We start from the raw sequence: 16,576 nt of genomic DNA on the forward strand, positions 1-16,576 counted from the left end.
GGCTAATCCCGGTTGGTGATCGCGCCGTTCATGCGCACGTACAGCAGGCGATCGCCCGGCTCGACCGTTTCCGCCTCGGGGGAATCGATGCGGTAGAGCTCGCCGGAGCGCACCACACCCAGCACGATGTCCGCGAGGTGGCGGGGATTCGCGCCGACCTCGTCGTCCGCGATCTGGCGCTCCGCCACCGCGAAGCCTTCGTCCGGGCTGAGCAGGTCCTCCATCATCTCCACCACCGGCGGGGTGACGGTGGCGATGCCGAGCAGGCGGCCCGCGGTTTCGGAGGAGACGATCACCGAATCCGCACCGGACTGCATGAGTAGGTGCTGGTTTTCGCTTTCGCGCACGCTGGCCACGATCATCGCGCTCGGCGCCATCTCGCGTACCGACAGGGTGATCAGCACGGCGGTGTCGTCCGACGACGGCGCGACGATGACGGACCTGGCGCGGCTGACCGCGGCCACGCGCAGCACGTCCGACTTGGTGCCGTTGCCGTGCACGGTGATCAACCCGCGCTTTTCTGCGACGGAGAGGGCGGCCGGGTCCGGGTCGATGACCACGACCGACGACGGCGCGGTGCCGCCCGCGATCAACGCGTCGATGGCCGAGCGGCCCTTGGTGCCGTAGCCGATGACAATAGTGTGGTTACGCACGCTATTCCTCCACTGTTGGATCTGGAGCGTCTTACGGGAATCCTCCGTGAGCACCGACAAGGTGGTGCCGACGAGGACCATCAGGAAGGCCACACGGGCCGGGGTGATCAGAAAGATGTTAATCAGGCGGGCGGACTGCGTCACCGGGGTGATGTCGCCGTAGCCCGTGGTGGACAGCGTCACCGCGGAGTAATACAGCGCGTCGATGAACGTCAGCGGCTCGGAGTAGCCGTCCCTGTCCAAATACGCCACGAACGCGACGACAATGATGAGCAGCAGCGCGTAGCCGAAGCGGCGCGCTATCAGCGACCACGGAGTCGCGCGCTCCGCCGTGGGGATGTTCACCACATCGAGCAGGCTGTGCACCGGGATCTCGGTGAGGTTGGTCGCGTCTGCGCGCAGCGACAACAAGCTCCGAAGCTTCATCCCTGCCGCTCCTCGCTTTCTCTTGCAATATCTTCATCGGGCATGCCGGTGCCCGCGCCTCCGAGCATTGTCTCGAGCTGGTCGAGATCCGGCAAAGCGCGCGGCGCGAACGTCTCGCCGGTGCGCACGTAGAAAAATACCGCCCGCACCGGCTTGCCGTCACCTGCGATTCGGCGCCACGCCTCACGGTAGACCGCAAGCTGCAGCTGGGCCGATTCCATCGCGTCGCGGCCTGGCTTCTCACCGGTTTTCCAGTCCACCACGACCCAGCCGTCGGCGTCGGCGAACACGGCGTCCATGCGCCCGCGCACGACCGAATCGCCCAGTGCCAGCTCGAAGGGATGCTCGACGTACTCGGGCGTGCGCCCGGCCCACTCGCTGGCCTCAAAATTTCGTTTGAGCCGCTCCAGGACAGCGCGGTCCACCTCTGCCTCGTCATTGCCCGGCAACTCGTCTTCCGTGAGCAGCGGGCGCGCACCGTAAAACTGCTCCAGCCACTCGTGGAACGCGGTGCCGCGCTTGGCGTAGGTGTTCGGCTTGAACGGCACGGGGCGGCGGGCGCGGCGGGCGAACTGCTCCGGGTCAGCCTTCAACGCAACCACGTCGGAGGCGGTGAGCTCGCCCGGCATGACCACGGGCACGTCCGCGGCCTGGGCAGCGTCGTGCTCCTCAATCAAGGCTGTGGCGTCGCGCTCCCAAAGCGAGAACAGCTCGCCCTCGACGTAGTCCGGCAGCGTGTCCATGGCGGCGCGAACCGCTTCGGCAGCCGCGATGTCGTGCGGCGTGGGCGCGTAGTGGGGCCAGCGGCCGGATTCCGACACGGCTGCCTCCTGCGCGATATCTTCCGTGTCTTCCTCGGGTGCGGTGCCGTCGTCCCAGACCACCACGCACTCCTCGGGCACCCGCTCGCGCATGGCGGAGAAGTGCTCGTAAGGCTCCGCCTCCCGCGCAACACCCTCGCGGCGGCGCGAGCCGGTGACGATGAGTTTCTTCCCGGAGCGGGTCACGGCGACGTAGAACAACCGAGCGGCCTCCTCGGCCAGATCCCCGGCGACCTCCTTGAGCCAGGCCTTGCCCGCTTTTTCGAAGTCTGAGCGGTTCTCCACGTCCGCGAATACCGGGTAGACGTCCGGGTCGCCGAAGGTTTCCGGAGGCAGGAAGCGCGGGAAGGTGAGGAAGGTTTCCGTTTTGGACTTGTACGTCGCCGCGTCCGCGTGCAGCACCGCCACGGTGTCCCACTCCAGGCCCTTGGCCTTATGCGCGGTGAGGATCTGCACCCGGTCCTCCTTTACCGCCACCGCGCCTGGAGCCAAGCCGTCCTCGAAGCTGCGGGCGAGCTCGAAAAAGTGCAGCAGCCCGTCCAAGCTCGCGCCCGGGTATGCAGCGACTTCCTCGAGCAGCCGGTCCAGGTGCACGGCACCCGTGGCGGATCCGCGGGCGAGCACCTCGGTGCGGATGCCGAAGACGTGGATGATGTCGGCGAACAGGTCGCTTAAGCGCTTGCCCAGGCTGTGGGTGCGCAGCCAGCGCAGCTTCGCCGCAGTACCCCGCATGCGCGCAAGGCCTTCCTCGCTGTAGCGCTCCGGCTCACCCAGGTCCGCCAAAGCGTCCGTGAGCCCTTCGGGTTTGTCGGAGCTGGCGGAGATCTCCTCGGCGCGGGCCACCAGCTCCTCCAGCTGGGCGTGCAGGTGCTCCGCCGCGTCCGCCGGGGTGACCTCCGGCGGGGTGTCAATGCCCGAGCCGTGCAGGTTGTTTGCGCGCGACGCCAGCGCCTGCAGGTCCGCCAGGCCCAGGCCCACGGCAGGTCCGCCGAGGACGCGCAGCGCAGCGGCGGTGTCATCCGGGCGCACCAGCATCGTGGCGATGGCGACGGTGTCGGCGACCTCCGGGACGTCGAGAAGCCCGGCAAGGCCCACAATTTCGTAGGGCACCCCCCGCTCCTCCAGTGCCGCAGCTAAAAGCGGCGAGTGGCGGTTCTTGCGCACCAGCGCGGCCGCGGAAAGCGCGCGCCCTTCCTGCGCTGCCGCCTGGTATTCCTGCGCGAGCGCGTCTGCCACGTAGGCGATCTCCGCCTCTTGGTCCGGGAAGAATCCCAGGGTCACATCGCCGGCATCCGCGGCCGGCCGCGCCTGCAGCGCAGCTACCGCCCTGTCCTCGGCAGTGCCCAGCACCGCGTCGGAAACGCCGTTGGCCAGATCCAGCACCTCGGGCGGGTTACGCCAGGAGGTGGTCAGCTGCTTCTTCGGCGCCGGGCCTTCCGGTGACGGGAAATCTTCCACGAACGCAGCCAGGTTGGCGGCGGTCGCGCCGCGCCAGCCGTAGATCGCCTGCATCGGATCGCCCACTGCGGTCACCGTCAGCGACGGGTTCGCGCACTCACCGAACAGGCTGCGCAACAGCACGCGCTGCGCGTGCGAGGTGTCCTGGTACTCGTCCAGCATGACCACGCGGTAGCGGGAACGCTGCGACTCCCCCACCGTCGCGTGGTCGCGCGCCAGCTTCGCTGCCACGGACATCTGCTCGTTGAACGTGACCACGCCGCGGCGCCGCAGCTCCGCCGCCAGCTCCTCCACCAGCGGCAGCATGTTCACGCGCATTTCCTGCTTGGAGCGCCAGTTCGTGAGCACTTTGGTGAACTCCACACGGGCGCGCGGGGCCATGGGGTATGACTCGGTTTCTGCCAGGAAGTCGTGCGCGTGCCCGCGCACCCACTCGGGCGAGGCCAGCTCGTTGCCCATCGCGGTGGTCAACGCGAGCAGGTCCTCCACCACTGTGGACAGCGACGGGTTGGAGCCCAGTTCCGTGATCAGCCCGCCGGAGTAGTTGACCACAACATCGGTGGCAATGGCGTGCAGCTCCGCGTCGGTGATCAGACGTGCGTCCGGCTCCACCGGCACCAGCAGGCCGTATTCGCGGATCAGCTCGCCGGCGTACGAGTCGTAGGTGGACACCGAAGGCGCGATCACCTCCAGGTTTTTTGCCAGCTCACCGGACGGGTCCAGACGCCGCACCAAGTCGGTGTTGGCCGCGAGTGAGCCCAGACGGTCCCGGATGCGTTTGCCCATCTCCTGGGCGGCCTTGCGAGTAAACGTCAGGCCTAAGACTTCATCCGGCCGGGCGTATCCGTTGGCCACCAGCCACACCACGCGCGCGGCCATGGTTTCGGTTTTGCCCGCACCTGCGCCGGCAACCACCAACAGCGGGCCGGGCTCCGCGCCGATCACGGCGGCTTGCTGGTCTGTCGGCGGGTACTGCTGGCCCAGGTAGCGCGACAGCAGCACGGGAGACATCGGGCTGGGGTTAGACATGGTGGATCGTCGCTCCTTCCGGCTGGACTGGGCACAGCGCTCGCACAGCGCAACGGTCGCACTGCGGGCCGACCACGGCGAGCAGCGTCGGTCCTGCGGTTTCCTCGGGCAGCCCGTCGAGCGCGGCGGCGAGCGCGTCCAGCTCTTCCGCGGTTTTCGCCGCCTGCTCGCGGGTGCTCAGCGTGGTCTTGTTGGCGTTCGGGTACACCAGCACCGCCCCGCCCACCGAAAGCGCATGAGCGCCGTCGCGGGCGGTGACCACCTTGCCGCCGGCGAGCTCGCCGTGCGCCAGCGCCAGCTGGTAGGTGGCTAGCTGGGGGTTGTCCGCAGTGGCGTCGACGGTCGGCGGGTACGCGCCCGTTTTCAGGTCCACGATGTGCACCGCACCGCTACTGTCGCGCTCGAGGCGGTCCAACCTGCCGCGGATGCGCACGTTGTCGCTGACCTGGACGTTCACATCCGCTTCCACGGCAACCTGCTCAAATGCCCCGCGGCTGGCCTGCAGCCAGCCGTGGGTGCGCTCCAGCATGGCCTGAAAGTCCGCGATGTCGCGCTCGACCTTCCACTCCGGGGCATTATCCGCCGCCCGGCGCGCCGCCACGGTCGCATCCAGCGCCTCGGTGTCGTCCATGCCGTTACCGAGCGCTTCGAAGTAGGCGTGCGCCATGGAGCCGTAAATCATGTCCAGGGTTTCGTCCAGGCCGGACATCCGCTCCAGCACGGCCTGCATGGGGCATGCCAGCAACTTTTCCACCCGCGACGGGGACAGCGCCGGCGAGACATCGAGCGGTTCGCTTGTGGACGGCTCCGTGGTCGTCCACCACTGCTCCGGGTCCGCGCCCAGCACGCCGGCGGCCGCCAAGCGCGCGAGTTGGCGCGACGCCTGGCTGCACTGAGCCTCGGTGGATGCAGGGTCCACCAGCACGCGGCGGAACTCGGCGATCAGGTCATCGTGCGCGAGCACGCGCACCACCGCGCTGTCGACCTCGGCCCCAACAGCAGGCTGTGCAGCGATCCGGGCGGCGTCCGCAGACGTGCCCGCAATGCGAACCGAGCGCGGCTGCACGTCAAAGTCCCGGCAGAACTCCTCCACGAACCTGGAGCGCTGCTCCACTTCCTCTCCGTCGTCGCTTTCCACGGCGGTGACCAGCAGCTGCTCCGTGGCGCGGCTGGTCGCCACCGTGAACAGGCGACGCTCCTCCACCAACCGTTCGTTGATGTGGGAGACGGGCACACCGGGATCGACGTCTTTGTCGATGAGATCCACCAGGTCTTCCTGGCGGAACAGCGACCCGGTCTCCCCCAGGCTCGGCCACGTCAGCTCCTGCACGCCCGCCACGACCACGCGGCGGAACTCGCGGCCCACCGCGCCGTGGGCGGTAAGCAGAGCGGCTGCGTCCGGGGTGGCGTTGCGGCGGTCGCGCACGCCGGTGGGCAGCTCCTGCTCGGTGATCGAAGCGACGAAGGATTCGATGCCCGCGCTGGGTCTACGTTCCGTGTGGTCGCCGGCGGCGTCGAACAGCGCCATCACGGCGTCGAGGTCCCTGTCCGCCTGCGAACCAGTCGCCCCGCCTCGCAGCGCAGACGCCAGCAGCCGGTTGGACAAGCCAGTGGCGTGCCAGAGCGCCCACAGCACTTCCTCCACCGTGCCGCCGTCCGCAAGCACACTGCGCCCGGCGTCGAGCACGTCGCGCACGCGGTGCAAGATGTCCAGTTCGCGGTCCGTGAGCACGGTGCCGAAGTCCGGCAGCCCAACCGGGGTGGCCAAAAGCTCGCGCAGGCTTTCCTCCGCGCGGGTCTCTGGCGACCAACGGCGCAGGCCGCGCAACAGCCTGCGCAGTGTGACCGGGTCCGCACCGCCAACGGGACTCAGCAGCAGGTCGCGCCACTCGGTGGCCGAAAGTTCCTCGTACAGCGCGCGCACGCCGAGCAGCAGCGCGGAGACGATGCGCTGCTCCCCCAGAACCAGGTCAGTGGGGTTGAGCGAAACTGGGACCCCGGCGCGCAGCAGCGCGCGCCGCATCGGCTCCAGAAGCGGCGTGGAGCGCACCACCACCGCCATGTCGCGGTACGCCACGCCCTCTTCCAGGTGTGCGCGGCGCAGCGTGTCCGCCACCAGGGACAGCTCCGCCGCGCTGGAATCTGCAATCGCCGCGGACCTCGCAGGCGTCCTGCGGGTGGCGCCGAGGTCAATCACCTCGTGGTCCAACCCGCCCAAGTCCTTAAAGAATGCCGGGGACGCGCCGCGGAAGTGGAACACGGATTGCTCCAGATCCCCGCCGACGACCCCGAGGTCCGCCTGCTCCAGCAGCCGTTGCACCAGCGCCGCGGATGCCGGCGCCAGGTGCTGCGCGTCGTCCACGATCACGGTGTGCCACGTGCGCGGCAGCTCCACCTCGAGGGCGGCGGCAATCAGCTCGGAGGCCGACAGGCGGTGCGCACCGGACAGCGCCATCACCTGCTGGTATTCGAGCAAGAAATCGCCCGAGGCGGACCAGATGCCAATGTCGTGGCGTTGCCCCAGCTCCACCAGGTCCTCCGGGCCCAGACCACGCTCAATGGCACGCAGCAAAAAGTCCCTCAACTGCCGCGCGAAACCAACCATGGGAAGTGCCGGGCGCAGCTCCGCGGGCCACGTGCCGCCGCCGTCTTCGGCGTGTCCCTGCAGCAGCTGGCGGATCACCGCGTCCTGCTCCGCGCCGGAGATCAACCGCAGTTCTTCGTCCGTCTGCTGGCGCACCAGCGCGAACGCGAGCGAGTGCACCGAGCGCACCACCGGTTCGTCCGAGACAAAGCCGGAGGCTGCCAGTGTGTCCGCCAGCTCCGCGCGCAGCCTCGCGCCGGTCTCCTTGGAATCTGTGAGCACCAACACCCCGCCCGGGCCGTGTTCAGCTTTGCTGTCTGCGCGCCTGCGCATCGCGGCTGCGGCGGTGTCAAGCAGAAAGCTCGACACCCCGGAGCCTGGCTCGCCTGTGACTTTGTACAGGCCTTCTTGAGGCAGCTCTACCGGCCATTCACGCTGCGTGTTCGGACGCGTGCGCGGCACGAGGTAAGCCTTCGGCTCGAGTACCGTCGGGGGCACGGGTGAGGGTCTGGTGGAAGTCATGGCGTTGATTGTGTCACTCACTCCGACACGAGCGCCCGATCAACCCCCTCAGCTATCGAACGTATGTCCGAACCAGCCGTTCTCGCGCAGGCCACGCGGTATTCCAGCGCCCGCCGCGCGAGCTCCCGCAGCCCCGGCACGTGCGCCCACCGATCAAGCACGGCCACATCGCAGGCCTCAGCCAACAGCCCGTCCACAACCACCAGCGCCGCAGTAAAACCGCGGGGGCGTTTGCTTGAAGACGGCACAAGGTCCGTCAACGTCGGCGCCATATCCCCAGAAAAGAGCAGGCAGGACGCAAAATCCATGTGCGCCACAACGTCATCTGCCTGCGGCGTGTAGTCGCGCCACACCGCGCGCTCTGCCGTCGCGAACGCGTCGCCGCGGTCCGCCGCCGGCGGTTCGACACCGGCCATCGCCTCGTCATAGTGCAGGGCGGCGGACACGGCTTCGTCGATACGCGCAAGCACCCGCCCCTCAACGAACTCGCTGGCCTTGAAACCGCCGACTACCAAGCGACCGTCGGTGGCGCGCACCGGACGGGAGACGGCAATGCCGGTGCCGAACTCCCCGGCATGATCGCGGGCCTTGCCGGACCACGCCGCCGTATCGCTGGCCTCGGAGACCACCATCCTGCCGAAGCGGACACCGTTGTCCCACTCCGGCCCTACGGGCAGACCAGAGCGCCCGTCGAGCTGAAACGCGGATAACACGTGCCCGGGGATCTGCCGTGCTGTGCGCTCTGCCACTTTCAGCCTCCTACAGCGCCGCTGGGCGCGGGTAGGGCCACGGGTTCGGCCGGCACGTGTCCGCGTTGTCCGGGTAATTGTCGTCCGGGCTCATCTCCCGCAGCTGCGCGTTGTTCAGGCTCAAGGTCTGCTGCATCATGATCGGCGCCAGCGCGTTCGACTCCGGGCACGGCACGTGCTCCGCAAAGCCCACGGCATGGCCCACCTCGTGGTTGATCAGGTATTGGCGGTAGCTGCCCAGATCACCCTGGAACGGGACGGCGCCGCGCACCCAACGCGACTCGTTGAGCAGCACCGTGTCCTCGCCCGTGATGCGGGTGCGGCAGCTGGTTTCGGTGCCAATCTGCACCCCGCACAGCTCCGCGGTGGTGTCCAGGGAGGTCAGACGGATTTTCAGCGACGGGTTGTCGTCGGCGCTGACGTGCTCGAAGCGGAAACGCGGATCGTTAATCCAACCACGCGGATCGCTCAGCGTCGCGTCAACCATGTGCGCGAACGCCTCGTCCCCGCCGTACCCGGAGGTGTCAATACCGTGCTCGACCTCCACAGCGAAGCGCACCACGATCTCGCTGCCGTCGCCCGCAATCATGCCCGGTGCGCCAACTTCGTAGAACGTGCCGGCGCCGGTGGTGGTGTACGGCCCGCCTGGCGGGAGATCGTGCGGATCAAACTGCCCTTCCGCGATCTTCGCCGGCTCCAGCGGCTTCACGCCGCCATCCGGGTCTGCCTCGCGCTGTGCGGGCGAGGATGCCGCGGAGTGATCCTTCTCGGCAGAGGATCCGGTGGCGCCCACCGCGAGGTCCTCCGGGTTTTGGAACATGTTGATCAGCACAAAGACGGTGATCACGGCCAGCACGGGGATGGCGTAGGCACGCCACCCGTATTCCTGCGCAAACGCCGCGAGCTTGCTGTCCGCTGCTTCCGCGTGCGTGGCGCGGGATGTGGGCGCCCGCGAGGCGTCGAAAAGCTTCCCGCTCCTTTGAGAGCGACGCTCACGGGCAGGCTCGGCATCATCAGATTCAAGGTCCCAGCTATCAAACCAGTCCCCGAAATCGTCGTCGGCGGCGTCACGGGCACCGAATTCACCGTCGCTTAAACGGCGGTGTGCCTCGCGGTCGCTCCCGATAGAGCCACCACCGCGGGCATCCCGCTCATGTGCGCCGTGCCGTTGTGCCATAAATGCGTAATTTAGCGCATGAAGCCGACGGATCGGGCCGCGGCAGTACCCTGCTCCACGTACAGAATGCGGTCGGTGCGGATGAGGTAGACGCGACCTTTGTCGTCCTCCACCTTCAAGGTGGCCTGACCGCCGTCGATAGCCTGCTCAACGGTTGCGATGATGTCGTCTTGCCCCTCCGGCAGCTTGATCGTCAGCTCGCGGGGGCTGTCTGCAAGACCAATCTTGATGTCCATAGTGTCGCTCACTGTCCTCCATGCTTGTTTCTATAGGCGACGGGCCTGATTGGGCCCGCACGCACGGTGTGCCCATTGTAACGACCTGTAGTTAAGATGAACGCGTGCCCTATTCAGCTGAGAGTGAACGCAACCGCGCCTCAACTGGCGCCCCGGCCAGCAAGAAGTCGCTGCCGCCGACGTTTGCTCAGCTGGGCGTCGCCGCCGAAATCACGGATGCGCTGGCGCAGCGCGGCATCGTTCGCCCCTTTTCCATCCAAGAACTGACTTTGCCCCGCGCGCTGGCGGGCCGGGACATCATCGGCCAAGCCCGCACCGGCATGGGCAAGACGTTCGGTTTCGGCGTGCCACTATTAGACCGTGTTTTTGACGACGCGGACATCGACGAGCTCGACGGCACCCCACGCGCGCTGGTAGTGGTACCCACCCGCGAGCTTGCCGTGCAGGTGGGCGACGATCTGGCCTTCGCCGCTTCCCAGACACCGGTGCGCGTGACCACGATCTACGGCGGCCGCCCGTACGAGGACCAGATCGCCGCACTGGAGGCGGGCATAGATGTTGTCGTCGGCACGCCCGGGCGCCTGATCGACCTGCACGAGCGCGGGGACCTCACCCTTTCCTCCGTTGCGATTCTGGTGCTCGATGAGGCGGACGAGATGCTGGACATGGGCTTTCTTCCCGACATTGAAAAGCTTTGGGCGGCAGTGCGCGAGGACGCGCAGACGATGCTGTTTTCCGCCACCATGCCGGGCCCGATTCTCACGCTGGCGCGCGCGAAGATGGATAAGCCGGTGCACATCCGCGCCGAGTCCGCCGACGCGCCGCGCACCCACGACACCACCCGCCAGGTGGCGCTGAAGTCCCACCGCATGGACAAGCCCGAGGTGGTCGCGCGCATCCTTCAGGCCCGCGGCCGAGGGCGCACCATCATTTTCGCCCGCACGAAGCGCTCCGCCGCGGAGCTTGCGGAAGACCTCGCGCAACGCGGTTTTACCGTCGCCGCCGTCCACGGCGATCTTGGCCAGCGTGCGCGTGAGGCGGCGCTCGACGCTTTTCGACGCAGCTCGGCCGACATCCTCGTCGCCACCGACGTCGCCGCCCGCGGCATCGACGTCGAAGATGTCACCCACGTGATCAACTTCCAAACCCCGGATGATCCGATGACGTATGTGCACCGTATCGGCCGCACCGGCCGCGCCGGCAAGAAGGGCACTGCGGTCACGCTGGTGGGATACGACGAGGTGCGCAAGTGGGAAGCGATTAACGACGAGCTTTCGCTCGGTGCCCGCGAGTTGCCCGAGTGGTTCTCCACTTCCCCGGAGCTGCGCGAGGCGCTAGATATCCCGGACTCGGCTACAGCACGAGTGGGGCGTCCGCGTAAAGTGCTCGGGGCACGCCCAGCACGAGCCTCAGGAAGGAACCGGCGATGAATGCTCCCCTGCGCCGCACTCGCGGCGACCTGATCGCTACCGGAGTGATCGCGGGTGTCTCAGCGCTGCTGCTGGGCACCGCCTTTTTCACCGCCCCCGCGCGCGACGCGAACCTCGTTGCCGCGGAAGAAGAACACCAGGACTACGGCCAGCTCGCCGTAGTGCCGAAGTCGTTCAGCGAGGGGTTTTCCCTGCCTGACACGTCCGGGCGCGACCAACCGCTGGTGGCCAGCGGCATGGTGATCACCTACAACGACAACACGCTCACCGCCACTACCCCGGAGGGTGAGACGGCGTGGACGTACGAGCGCCCCAACGAGCTGTGCCTGGTGGACCAGGCCTGGGGCAAGGTTGTGGCCACGTACCGCGACAACGCGGGCTGCGGCGACGTAGTGGCAATCGACGCGAAGACCGGGAAGTACGCCGGCACGCGCTCCGCTATCGCACCTGAGGAAGTGGTGCGTTTGGCTTCGAATGACCGTGTGGGCTACGCCAGCTCCCAGCGCGCTGAGGTGTGGCGCTCAGATCTGGTGCGCACCGTGGAGTACGGCCGTGTGGAGGCGAAGCAGGAGCCGGACATGCAGCCCAACGAGTGCACCATCACCTCTGCGTTGACGCGCACCGAGCTTGTGGCCGTGACCGAAATCTGCGATGACGGCGCGTTTTTACGCCTGCAGGAGGCGACGCCAGAGGATTCCCGCAAGCCTGAGGTATTAGCCGACGTCGAGATCAGCCCCGACGCGTACCTGGTGTCCGTGTCCCAGGATGCGGCTGCGGTCTACGATCCGACCACTTCCGAGGTCCGTGGCTACAACACCGAGGGCACCAACATCAGCTCCTCGTCGGTGCCGCAGATGGACAGCCCCGAGCTCGGCCCCGACGGCATTGTGAAGAACCTGCCTGTGGCTGACCTGCCACACCATATGACGTACTGGGAGAACAACTCTTTGCTGCTGATGGAGCCCGCAGCACTCGCCGTCACCGGCGTGTTCCAGGGCGCGTTGGGCACCGGCTTTTCGGCTGGAGAGAAGCTGCTTTACGCCTCCGATAGCGGCATCGCGGTGGTTGATTGGGACAAAAACGCCGTGGATAAGATCATCCCGGTTGACCGCGGGGGCTATTCCGGCCCGGTGCACATTTCCTCTGCCGGTGCCACGGTTGTGGAAAAGCGCGGCGACGAAGTTGTTGTGATGAAGGCCAACACCTAAAACACGAGCCTGCCCCCCTAGCGCGGCGCTTTACTGTGAGCGCCGCGCTTTGCGTTGCTCGTAGCGCGCTTCGTTGTACTCGCGTGTTGCCGGGTGGAAGATGCCGATGAGCGCGAGCACAGCAGAGGCGAGCGTCGCCGCTCCAAGAAGCGGCACGCCGCCGCGGAACATGTACACCGCCACGCCGGCCAAGATCGCCTCAACGAGCACGATCGCGCCGGTGGCGCGCGGGTTGCCTTTCAGTGTGCTCACCGCGGCGTACGCGATGTAGCCGAAAATGATCACAAGGAACGTCGCGGTGCCGATGTTGATGTAGTTCGCGGCCGGGGACTCCGATTCCAGCGTCGAGGTGTGCTCCGTGAACTGGGAGACGATCAGGGAGGCCGCATAGATGAACATCGCGGCGCACTGCAGAAGCACCACCACTGCGCTGAACCGCATCACTGGGGGCACGGTTCCAAGCGCAACGTCGGAGGTCGTTTGGGCGGGTTTGTTGTTGGTTTCCACACCGAAGCAGTCTAGGCCCCGCCGCCCCACGCTCACAGTTGCGTTTCGCGATTTGACGGTGACCTATCTCGGACAGTGTTGGTCTTTTCGCAGGTCGCTTTGCTTATCGACGTCCTCCGGACGCGCCCCACATCCAGCCCCGGCCAACGAAAGCAGCCTTAGAATCTATGATTCCCATCACAATTTGGCGCACACCCCTAGCGCGGTGTAAGTGAACATGCCATTATTTTCGGGTAGCAAAAACAACGGGCTGGTTAAACAGCCCTTAACCCTAAGCCACCACAGGGTTAACGCCCGGTAAACCGGAAGACGGGTCCCGCCTCCAACGGGAAGCTCCGCCCGGTGCCAGGAATCAAACTTCGTTTGCAACGCATCCGCCACAATGCGGGTGTTTGTGGTGCGCACGTAATTTGCACATGGATTAAAGAAGGAGAGTCATCATCATGGATTGGCGCCACGAAGCAATTTGCCGCGACGAGGACCCGGAACTGTTCTTCCCCGTCGGTAACTCCGGCCCGGCCCTGAGCCAGATTGCCCAGGCCAAGCTGGTTTGCCACCGTTGCCCCGTCACCTCCCAGTGCCTGAAGTGGGCCCTGGAGACCGGCCAGGATGCCGGCGTCTGGGGCGGCCTGTCCGAGGAGGAGCGTCGCGCGCTCAAGCGCCGCAACAAGGCCCGCGCCCGTAACCGCGCTCGCCTTTCGGCATAAAACCTTAAAACTCCGCCGGATTACCTTGCCAGCAGTGCAGGGCGATACAGTGGAACATCTGTAACCGGTACCCATATTCAAAGGAGGCCCCCATGAGCAAGCGTGGTCGCAAGCGCAAGGACCGTCGCAAGAAGAGCGCTAACCGCGGTAAGCGCCCTAACTCTTAAAGCGCGGTAAACGAAGTAACAAGCGGGCCCTTCCCATTTCGGGAAGGGCCCGCTTGTTGGTTTCTACCGGCCGGCCTGAGACTTCAAGCCTTAGCGCATTGCGAGGAATGCTGCGCCGATGCCGAGGGCTGCCAGTGCTGCGATGACGCCGCCGATGATGGCTGCGATGTTGATGTTGTTGTCGGCCTGGTTGGGGGTGTCGGCCTTGGCTTCGTTGACCTGCTTGACCTGGGCTTCCTGGGCCTTGGCTTCGTCCTTGTCCTGAGCCGGCTGGGTGGGGATTTCACCTGGCTGGGCTTCGATTTCCTCGGCCGGGGTCAGTGCGGCCATGGGGTGCTCGTCGGCAACTGCGACAGCTTCGGGCTGTTCGACCTCGATGATCTCTTCGGGCTGCTCAACTTCTTCAACCTCAACCTCTGCGATCTCAGCGCGGGCACCGATGGATTCGGCGTAGGCACCGATACGCGGGCTGGCAAGCTCGAGGGAGTCCCAGTCGGCGGGGATGAACACCTTGCCTTGCGGGGTGTCGGCGAAGTAGGGCTGTTCGGAGTAGTTGAAGTAGTTGAACTGGTGGTTGTAGTTCATCACCGAGTGGTAGCCGTCCTGCATGGGCGAGCCTTCGACGATGTCGTTGACGTATTTGGCGGCACCCCAGTGGCGCAGCCCCAGGGTGTGGCCGAACTCGTGGAGGATGGTGTTGCGTACCTGCTCGTCGGTGGCGCGCCCGCCGGGGTTGGCGACGTAGAAGGAGTTATCTCCTACCAGCGACAGGCCGGTGGCGTTGGAGCCGGCACGCATCCGGTCGCCGAGCACGCCGGGGCGGAAGATGTTGGCGCGCTCGCCGAGCTGGTTGATGGTGTCGATGAGCTGGAAACCCTCGTGCCGGTTCGGGGAGAAGTAGACGTCGCGGTATTCGATGGTCTCGCCGCCGAAGTAGGTGGTGTAGTTGGGAATGTTGGTGTAGTGCTCGCCGGCGTCGATGTGCAGGTTAATGCCGTGGTCGGCGAACAGGTCCACCAGATCATCTAGGCCTTGGGTGGAGGGGGCGTAGGTGGTGCGGTTGGCGTTTGCGCACTCGCGTGCGGCGCGGGTGTCGCAGCCGAGGGTGTCGTATTCGGAGGCCATCCAGTTCAGCTGCATAAACACATCTGGGCGGTTGGGGTCCGCTCCCCAGTCCGGCAGGGGGATTTCGGTGCCGTCTGCGAGGACGACGCCTTCTTCTTCCCAGATGTCGGGCAGGCCGTCGCCGTCGGAGTCAACGAGGGTTGCGGTGTTGGTCACAACTGGTGCCAGCTCGATGTCGTCGGCGGCGTGTGCGACGGTCGTGCCGGACACCGCGATGGTGGCGGCAACTGCTGCGGCGATGGTGTTTCGGAATGCTGCTCGCATCTCGGTGACTCCTTGGTGTGTGTTTTGTTCTTTGTTACATCCCTGAGTTTATGCACCGAATATGCGCAGGTAAAACGCTTCCGCCCAGGCTGAAGAAACGGTGAAATCGTTGAACATTTCCTCCGGATTGTTCAACGTTTCCACCCATTCCTAGCTGCGGATTGTTCATCAATCCGCGTGGGCGTTTCGCAGTTTCGTCAGCATTGTTCAACGATCAATCTGGCATTGCGCGCGGATGGTTGAACAATCCATCATCACTGCATTTTATGCGTCTTAAGGTGTTTTCCTGCATGAAACAGCCAGATTGCGCCCCTACCTGCACATTCCGGTTGACCATACATTTGATGCGTTCTTAGTTTTGCCGCGTTTTCTCTCACACGCGCAGGAAAGACGCTGGATTGTTCAAAGATCCGCGGATTGTTCAGCAATCCGGAATCCCCCACTACCCCCGTTTTTTACCCCCGCTGCGGCGGCAAGGGGCCGTCGCAAAGCAAAACGCCCCCTCACACAACGAAAAAGCCCGCAACCTACGGGCTGCGGGCGAGACATAAGGGCCTTATCTATAACGAACTTCGGTGTAGCTCACCGTCGTGATGGAAGCGATGATGCGCTGACGCAACGGCTCCGGGGCCTTCGCGGGTCCGCAACACTCGCGCACCATGGCGCGAACGTCGCGCTCGGACCGCGCGACGGCCAGGCACTCGGGGCAAGCCGCAAGGTCATTCTTAATCTCTTCGCGGCGCTGAGGCGCAGTGTCTGCGTCGAACAGCTCGCACAGCAAGCGGTGAGTGGCCTCGCAGCCGTGAGCGTCGGTGTGGGTGTGTCCAGTGGACATTACTTCTCCTTCGCGTCCTGCTTACCGGCGGCATCTGCCATGTCAGCATGGTCGAGGCCGATACCGCGTTCCTTCGCCACGTCCTTCAACATCCCGCGAAGCTGTTTTCTTCCCCGGTGCAGCCGGCTCATCACGGTACCGATGGGAATTTCCATCACTTCCGCGATCTCCTTGTAGGCCATTCCCTCCACATCGGCGTAGTAGACCACCATGCGGTAGTCCTCGTTCAACGCGTTGAGCGCCTCAGAGATCCGGGAATTCGGCATGGCTTTCAGCGCCTCTACCTCCGCGGACTCCAGGCCTGTGGAGTCGTGCGAGCTGGAGGTGTAGAGCTGGTTGTCCGTCACCTCGTCCGCGGAAGTTTCCAGCGGGCGGCGCTGCTTCTTGCGGTAGGAGTTGATGTACGTGTTCGTCATAATCCGGTACAGCCACGCCTTGAGGTTGGTGCCGGGTGTGAAACTGCCGAAGTTCTTGTAGGCCTTTAAATAGGTCTCCTGCACCAGGTCCTCGGCGTCCTGCGGGTTGCGCGTCATGCGCAGCGCGCCGCCGTACAGCTGGTCTAAAAGCGGCATCGCTTCTTCGTTGAAGCGCGCCTTCAGGTCATCGCTTACGCCGTTAGCAGGCTCGGTTTCGGGCATGTGAGCCATTGTAGGGCCACTGTTCACTCTGGCTACCCTG

General features: G+C 65.6%; 14 protein-coding genes. 4 read left to right on the forward strand and 10 right to left on the reverse strand.

What is annotated here, in order from left to right; genetic code table 11:
- Positions 1 to 2 precede the first annotated feature (2 nt).
- The 6 genes from QP996_RS08575 to QP996_RS08600 are packed head-to-tail and all read right to left on the reverse strand — an operon-like array spanning position 3 to position 9,655.
- Complete coding sequence (locus tag QP996_RS08575) at positions 3 to 1,079, reverse strand: potassium channel family protein (protein WP_284872229.1); 1,077 nt, start codon at positions 1,077 to 1,079, stop codon at positions 3 to 5.
- Positions 1,076 to 4,387 carry an ATP-dependent helicase gene (locus QP996_RS08580; RefSeq protein ID WP_284872230.1) on the reverse strand — a complete coding sequence of 1,104 codons (3,312 nt, stop codon included), beginning with the start codon at positions 4,385 to 4,387 and terminating at the stop codon, positions 1,076 to 1,078. Before QP996_RS08580 ends, QP996_RS08575 begins: the two co-directional genes overlap by 4 nt.
- Positions 4,380 to 7,493 carry an ATP-dependent DNA helicase gene (locus QP996_RS08585; protein WP_284872231.1) on the reverse strand — a complete coding sequence of 1,038 codons (3,114 nt, stop codon included), beginning with the start codon at positions 7,491 to 7,493 and terminating at the stop codon, positions 4,380 to 4,382. The genes QP996_RS08580 and QP996_RS08585 overlap by 8 nt, the downstream gene beginning before the upstream one ends.
- A 17-nt stretch (positions 7,494 to 7,510) precedes the next feature.
- On the reverse strand, positions 7,511 to 8,242 hold the full coding sequence (locus QP996_RS08590) for a hypothetical protein (protein ID WP_284872232.1): 732 nt from the start codon (positions 8,240 to 8,242) through the stop codon (positions 7,511 to 7,513).
- 10 nt (positions 8,243 to 8,252) lie between these two features.
- Positions 8,253 to 9,419, reverse strand: a complete 1,167-nt coding sequence (locus QP996_RS08595) for a DUF3152 domain-containing protein (protein WP_284872233.1) — start codon at positions 9,417 to 9,419, stop codon at positions 8,253 to 8,255.
- 11 nt (positions 9,420 to 9,430) lie between these two features.
- Positions 9,431 to 9,655 carry a DUF3107 domain-containing protein gene (locus QP996_RS08600; protein WP_284872269.1) on the reverse strand — a complete coding sequence of 75 codons (225 nt, stop codon included), beginning with the start codon at positions 9,653 to 9,655 and terminating at the stop codon, positions 9,431 to 9,433.
- Between the two features lie 104 nt (positions 9,656 to 9,759).
- Between QP996_RS08600 and QP996_RS08605 the strand changes: the two genes are divergently transcribed.
- Positions 9,760 to 11,085 (forward strand): DEAD/DEAH box helicase, encoded by a 1,326-nt coding sequence (locus QP996_RS08605; protein WP_502870215.1) that lies wholly within the window; start codon positions 9,760 to 9,762, stop codon positions 11,083 to 11,085.
- Entirely contained in the window at positions 11,082 to 12,293 is a 1,212-nt protein-coding gene (locus QP996_RS08610) for an Rv3212 family protein (protein WP_284872234.1), read from the forward strand. The genes QP996_RS08605 and QP996_RS08610 overlap by 4 nt, the downstream gene beginning before the upstream one ends.
- 30 nt (positions 12,294 to 12,323) lie before the next feature.
- Here the strand turns inward: QP996_RS08610 and QP996_RS08615 are convergent, their stop codons facing one another.
- Positions 12,324 to 12,800, reverse strand: coding sequence for a hypothetical protein (locus QP996_RS08615; protein WP_284872235.1), 477 nt, complete (start codon positions 12,798 to 12,800; stop codon positions 12,324 to 12,326).
- A gap of 443 nt (positions 12,801 to 13,243) precedes the next feature.
- Between QP996_RS08615 and QP996_RS08620 the strand changes: the two genes are divergently transcribed.
- Complete coding sequence (locus tag QP996_RS08620; protein WP_034997533.1) at positions 13,244 to 13,507, forward strand: WhiB family transcriptional regulator; 264 nt, start codon at positions 13,244 to 13,246, stop codon at positions 13,505 to 13,507.
- A 92-nt stretch (positions 13,508 to 13,599) separates the two neighbouring features.
- Positions 13,600 to 13,674, forward strand: coding sequence for a 50S ribosomal protein bL37 (locus QP996_RS11890; RefSeq protein WP_095066802.1), 75 nt, complete (start codon positions 13,600 to 13,602; stop codon positions 13,672 to 13,674).
- A 90-nt stretch (positions 13,675 to 13,764) separates the two neighbouring features.
- On the opposite strand, the gene QP996_RS08625 is transcribed toward QP996_RS11890, so the two are convergent.
- From QP996_RS08625 to QP996_RS08635, 3 genes are all read right to left on the reverse strand, one after another.
- Positions 13,765 to 15,063, reverse strand: coding sequence for a hypothetical protein (locus tag QP996_RS08625; protein WP_284872236.1), 1,299 nt, complete (start codon positions 15,061 to 15,063; stop codon positions 13,765 to 13,767).
- Between the two features lie 556 nt (positions 15,064 to 15,619).
- Positions 15,620 to 15,898 carry a mycothiol system anti-sigma-R factor gene (locus QP996_RS08630; RefSeq protein WP_284872237.1) on the reverse strand — a complete coding sequence of 93 codons (279 nt, stop codon included), beginning with the start codon at positions 15,896 to 15,898 and terminating at the stop codon, positions 15,620 to 15,622.
- On the reverse strand, positions 15,898 to 16,536 hold the full coding sequence (locus QP996_RS08635; RefSeq protein ID WP_284872238.1) for a sigma-70 family RNA polymerase sigma factor: 639 nt from the start codon (positions 16,534 to 16,536) through the stop codon (positions 15,898 to 15,900). The genes QP996_RS08630 and QP996_RS08635 overlap by 1 nt, the downstream gene beginning before the upstream one ends.
- Between the last annotated feature and the right edge of the window lie 40 nt (positions 16,537 to 16,576).

The organism is Corynebacterium sp. MSK008 (genome assembly GCF_030232585.1).
In the GTDB taxonomy this organism is placed as follows: Bacteria; Actinomycetota; Actinomycetes; order Mycobacteriales; family Mycobacteriaceae; genus Corynebacterium.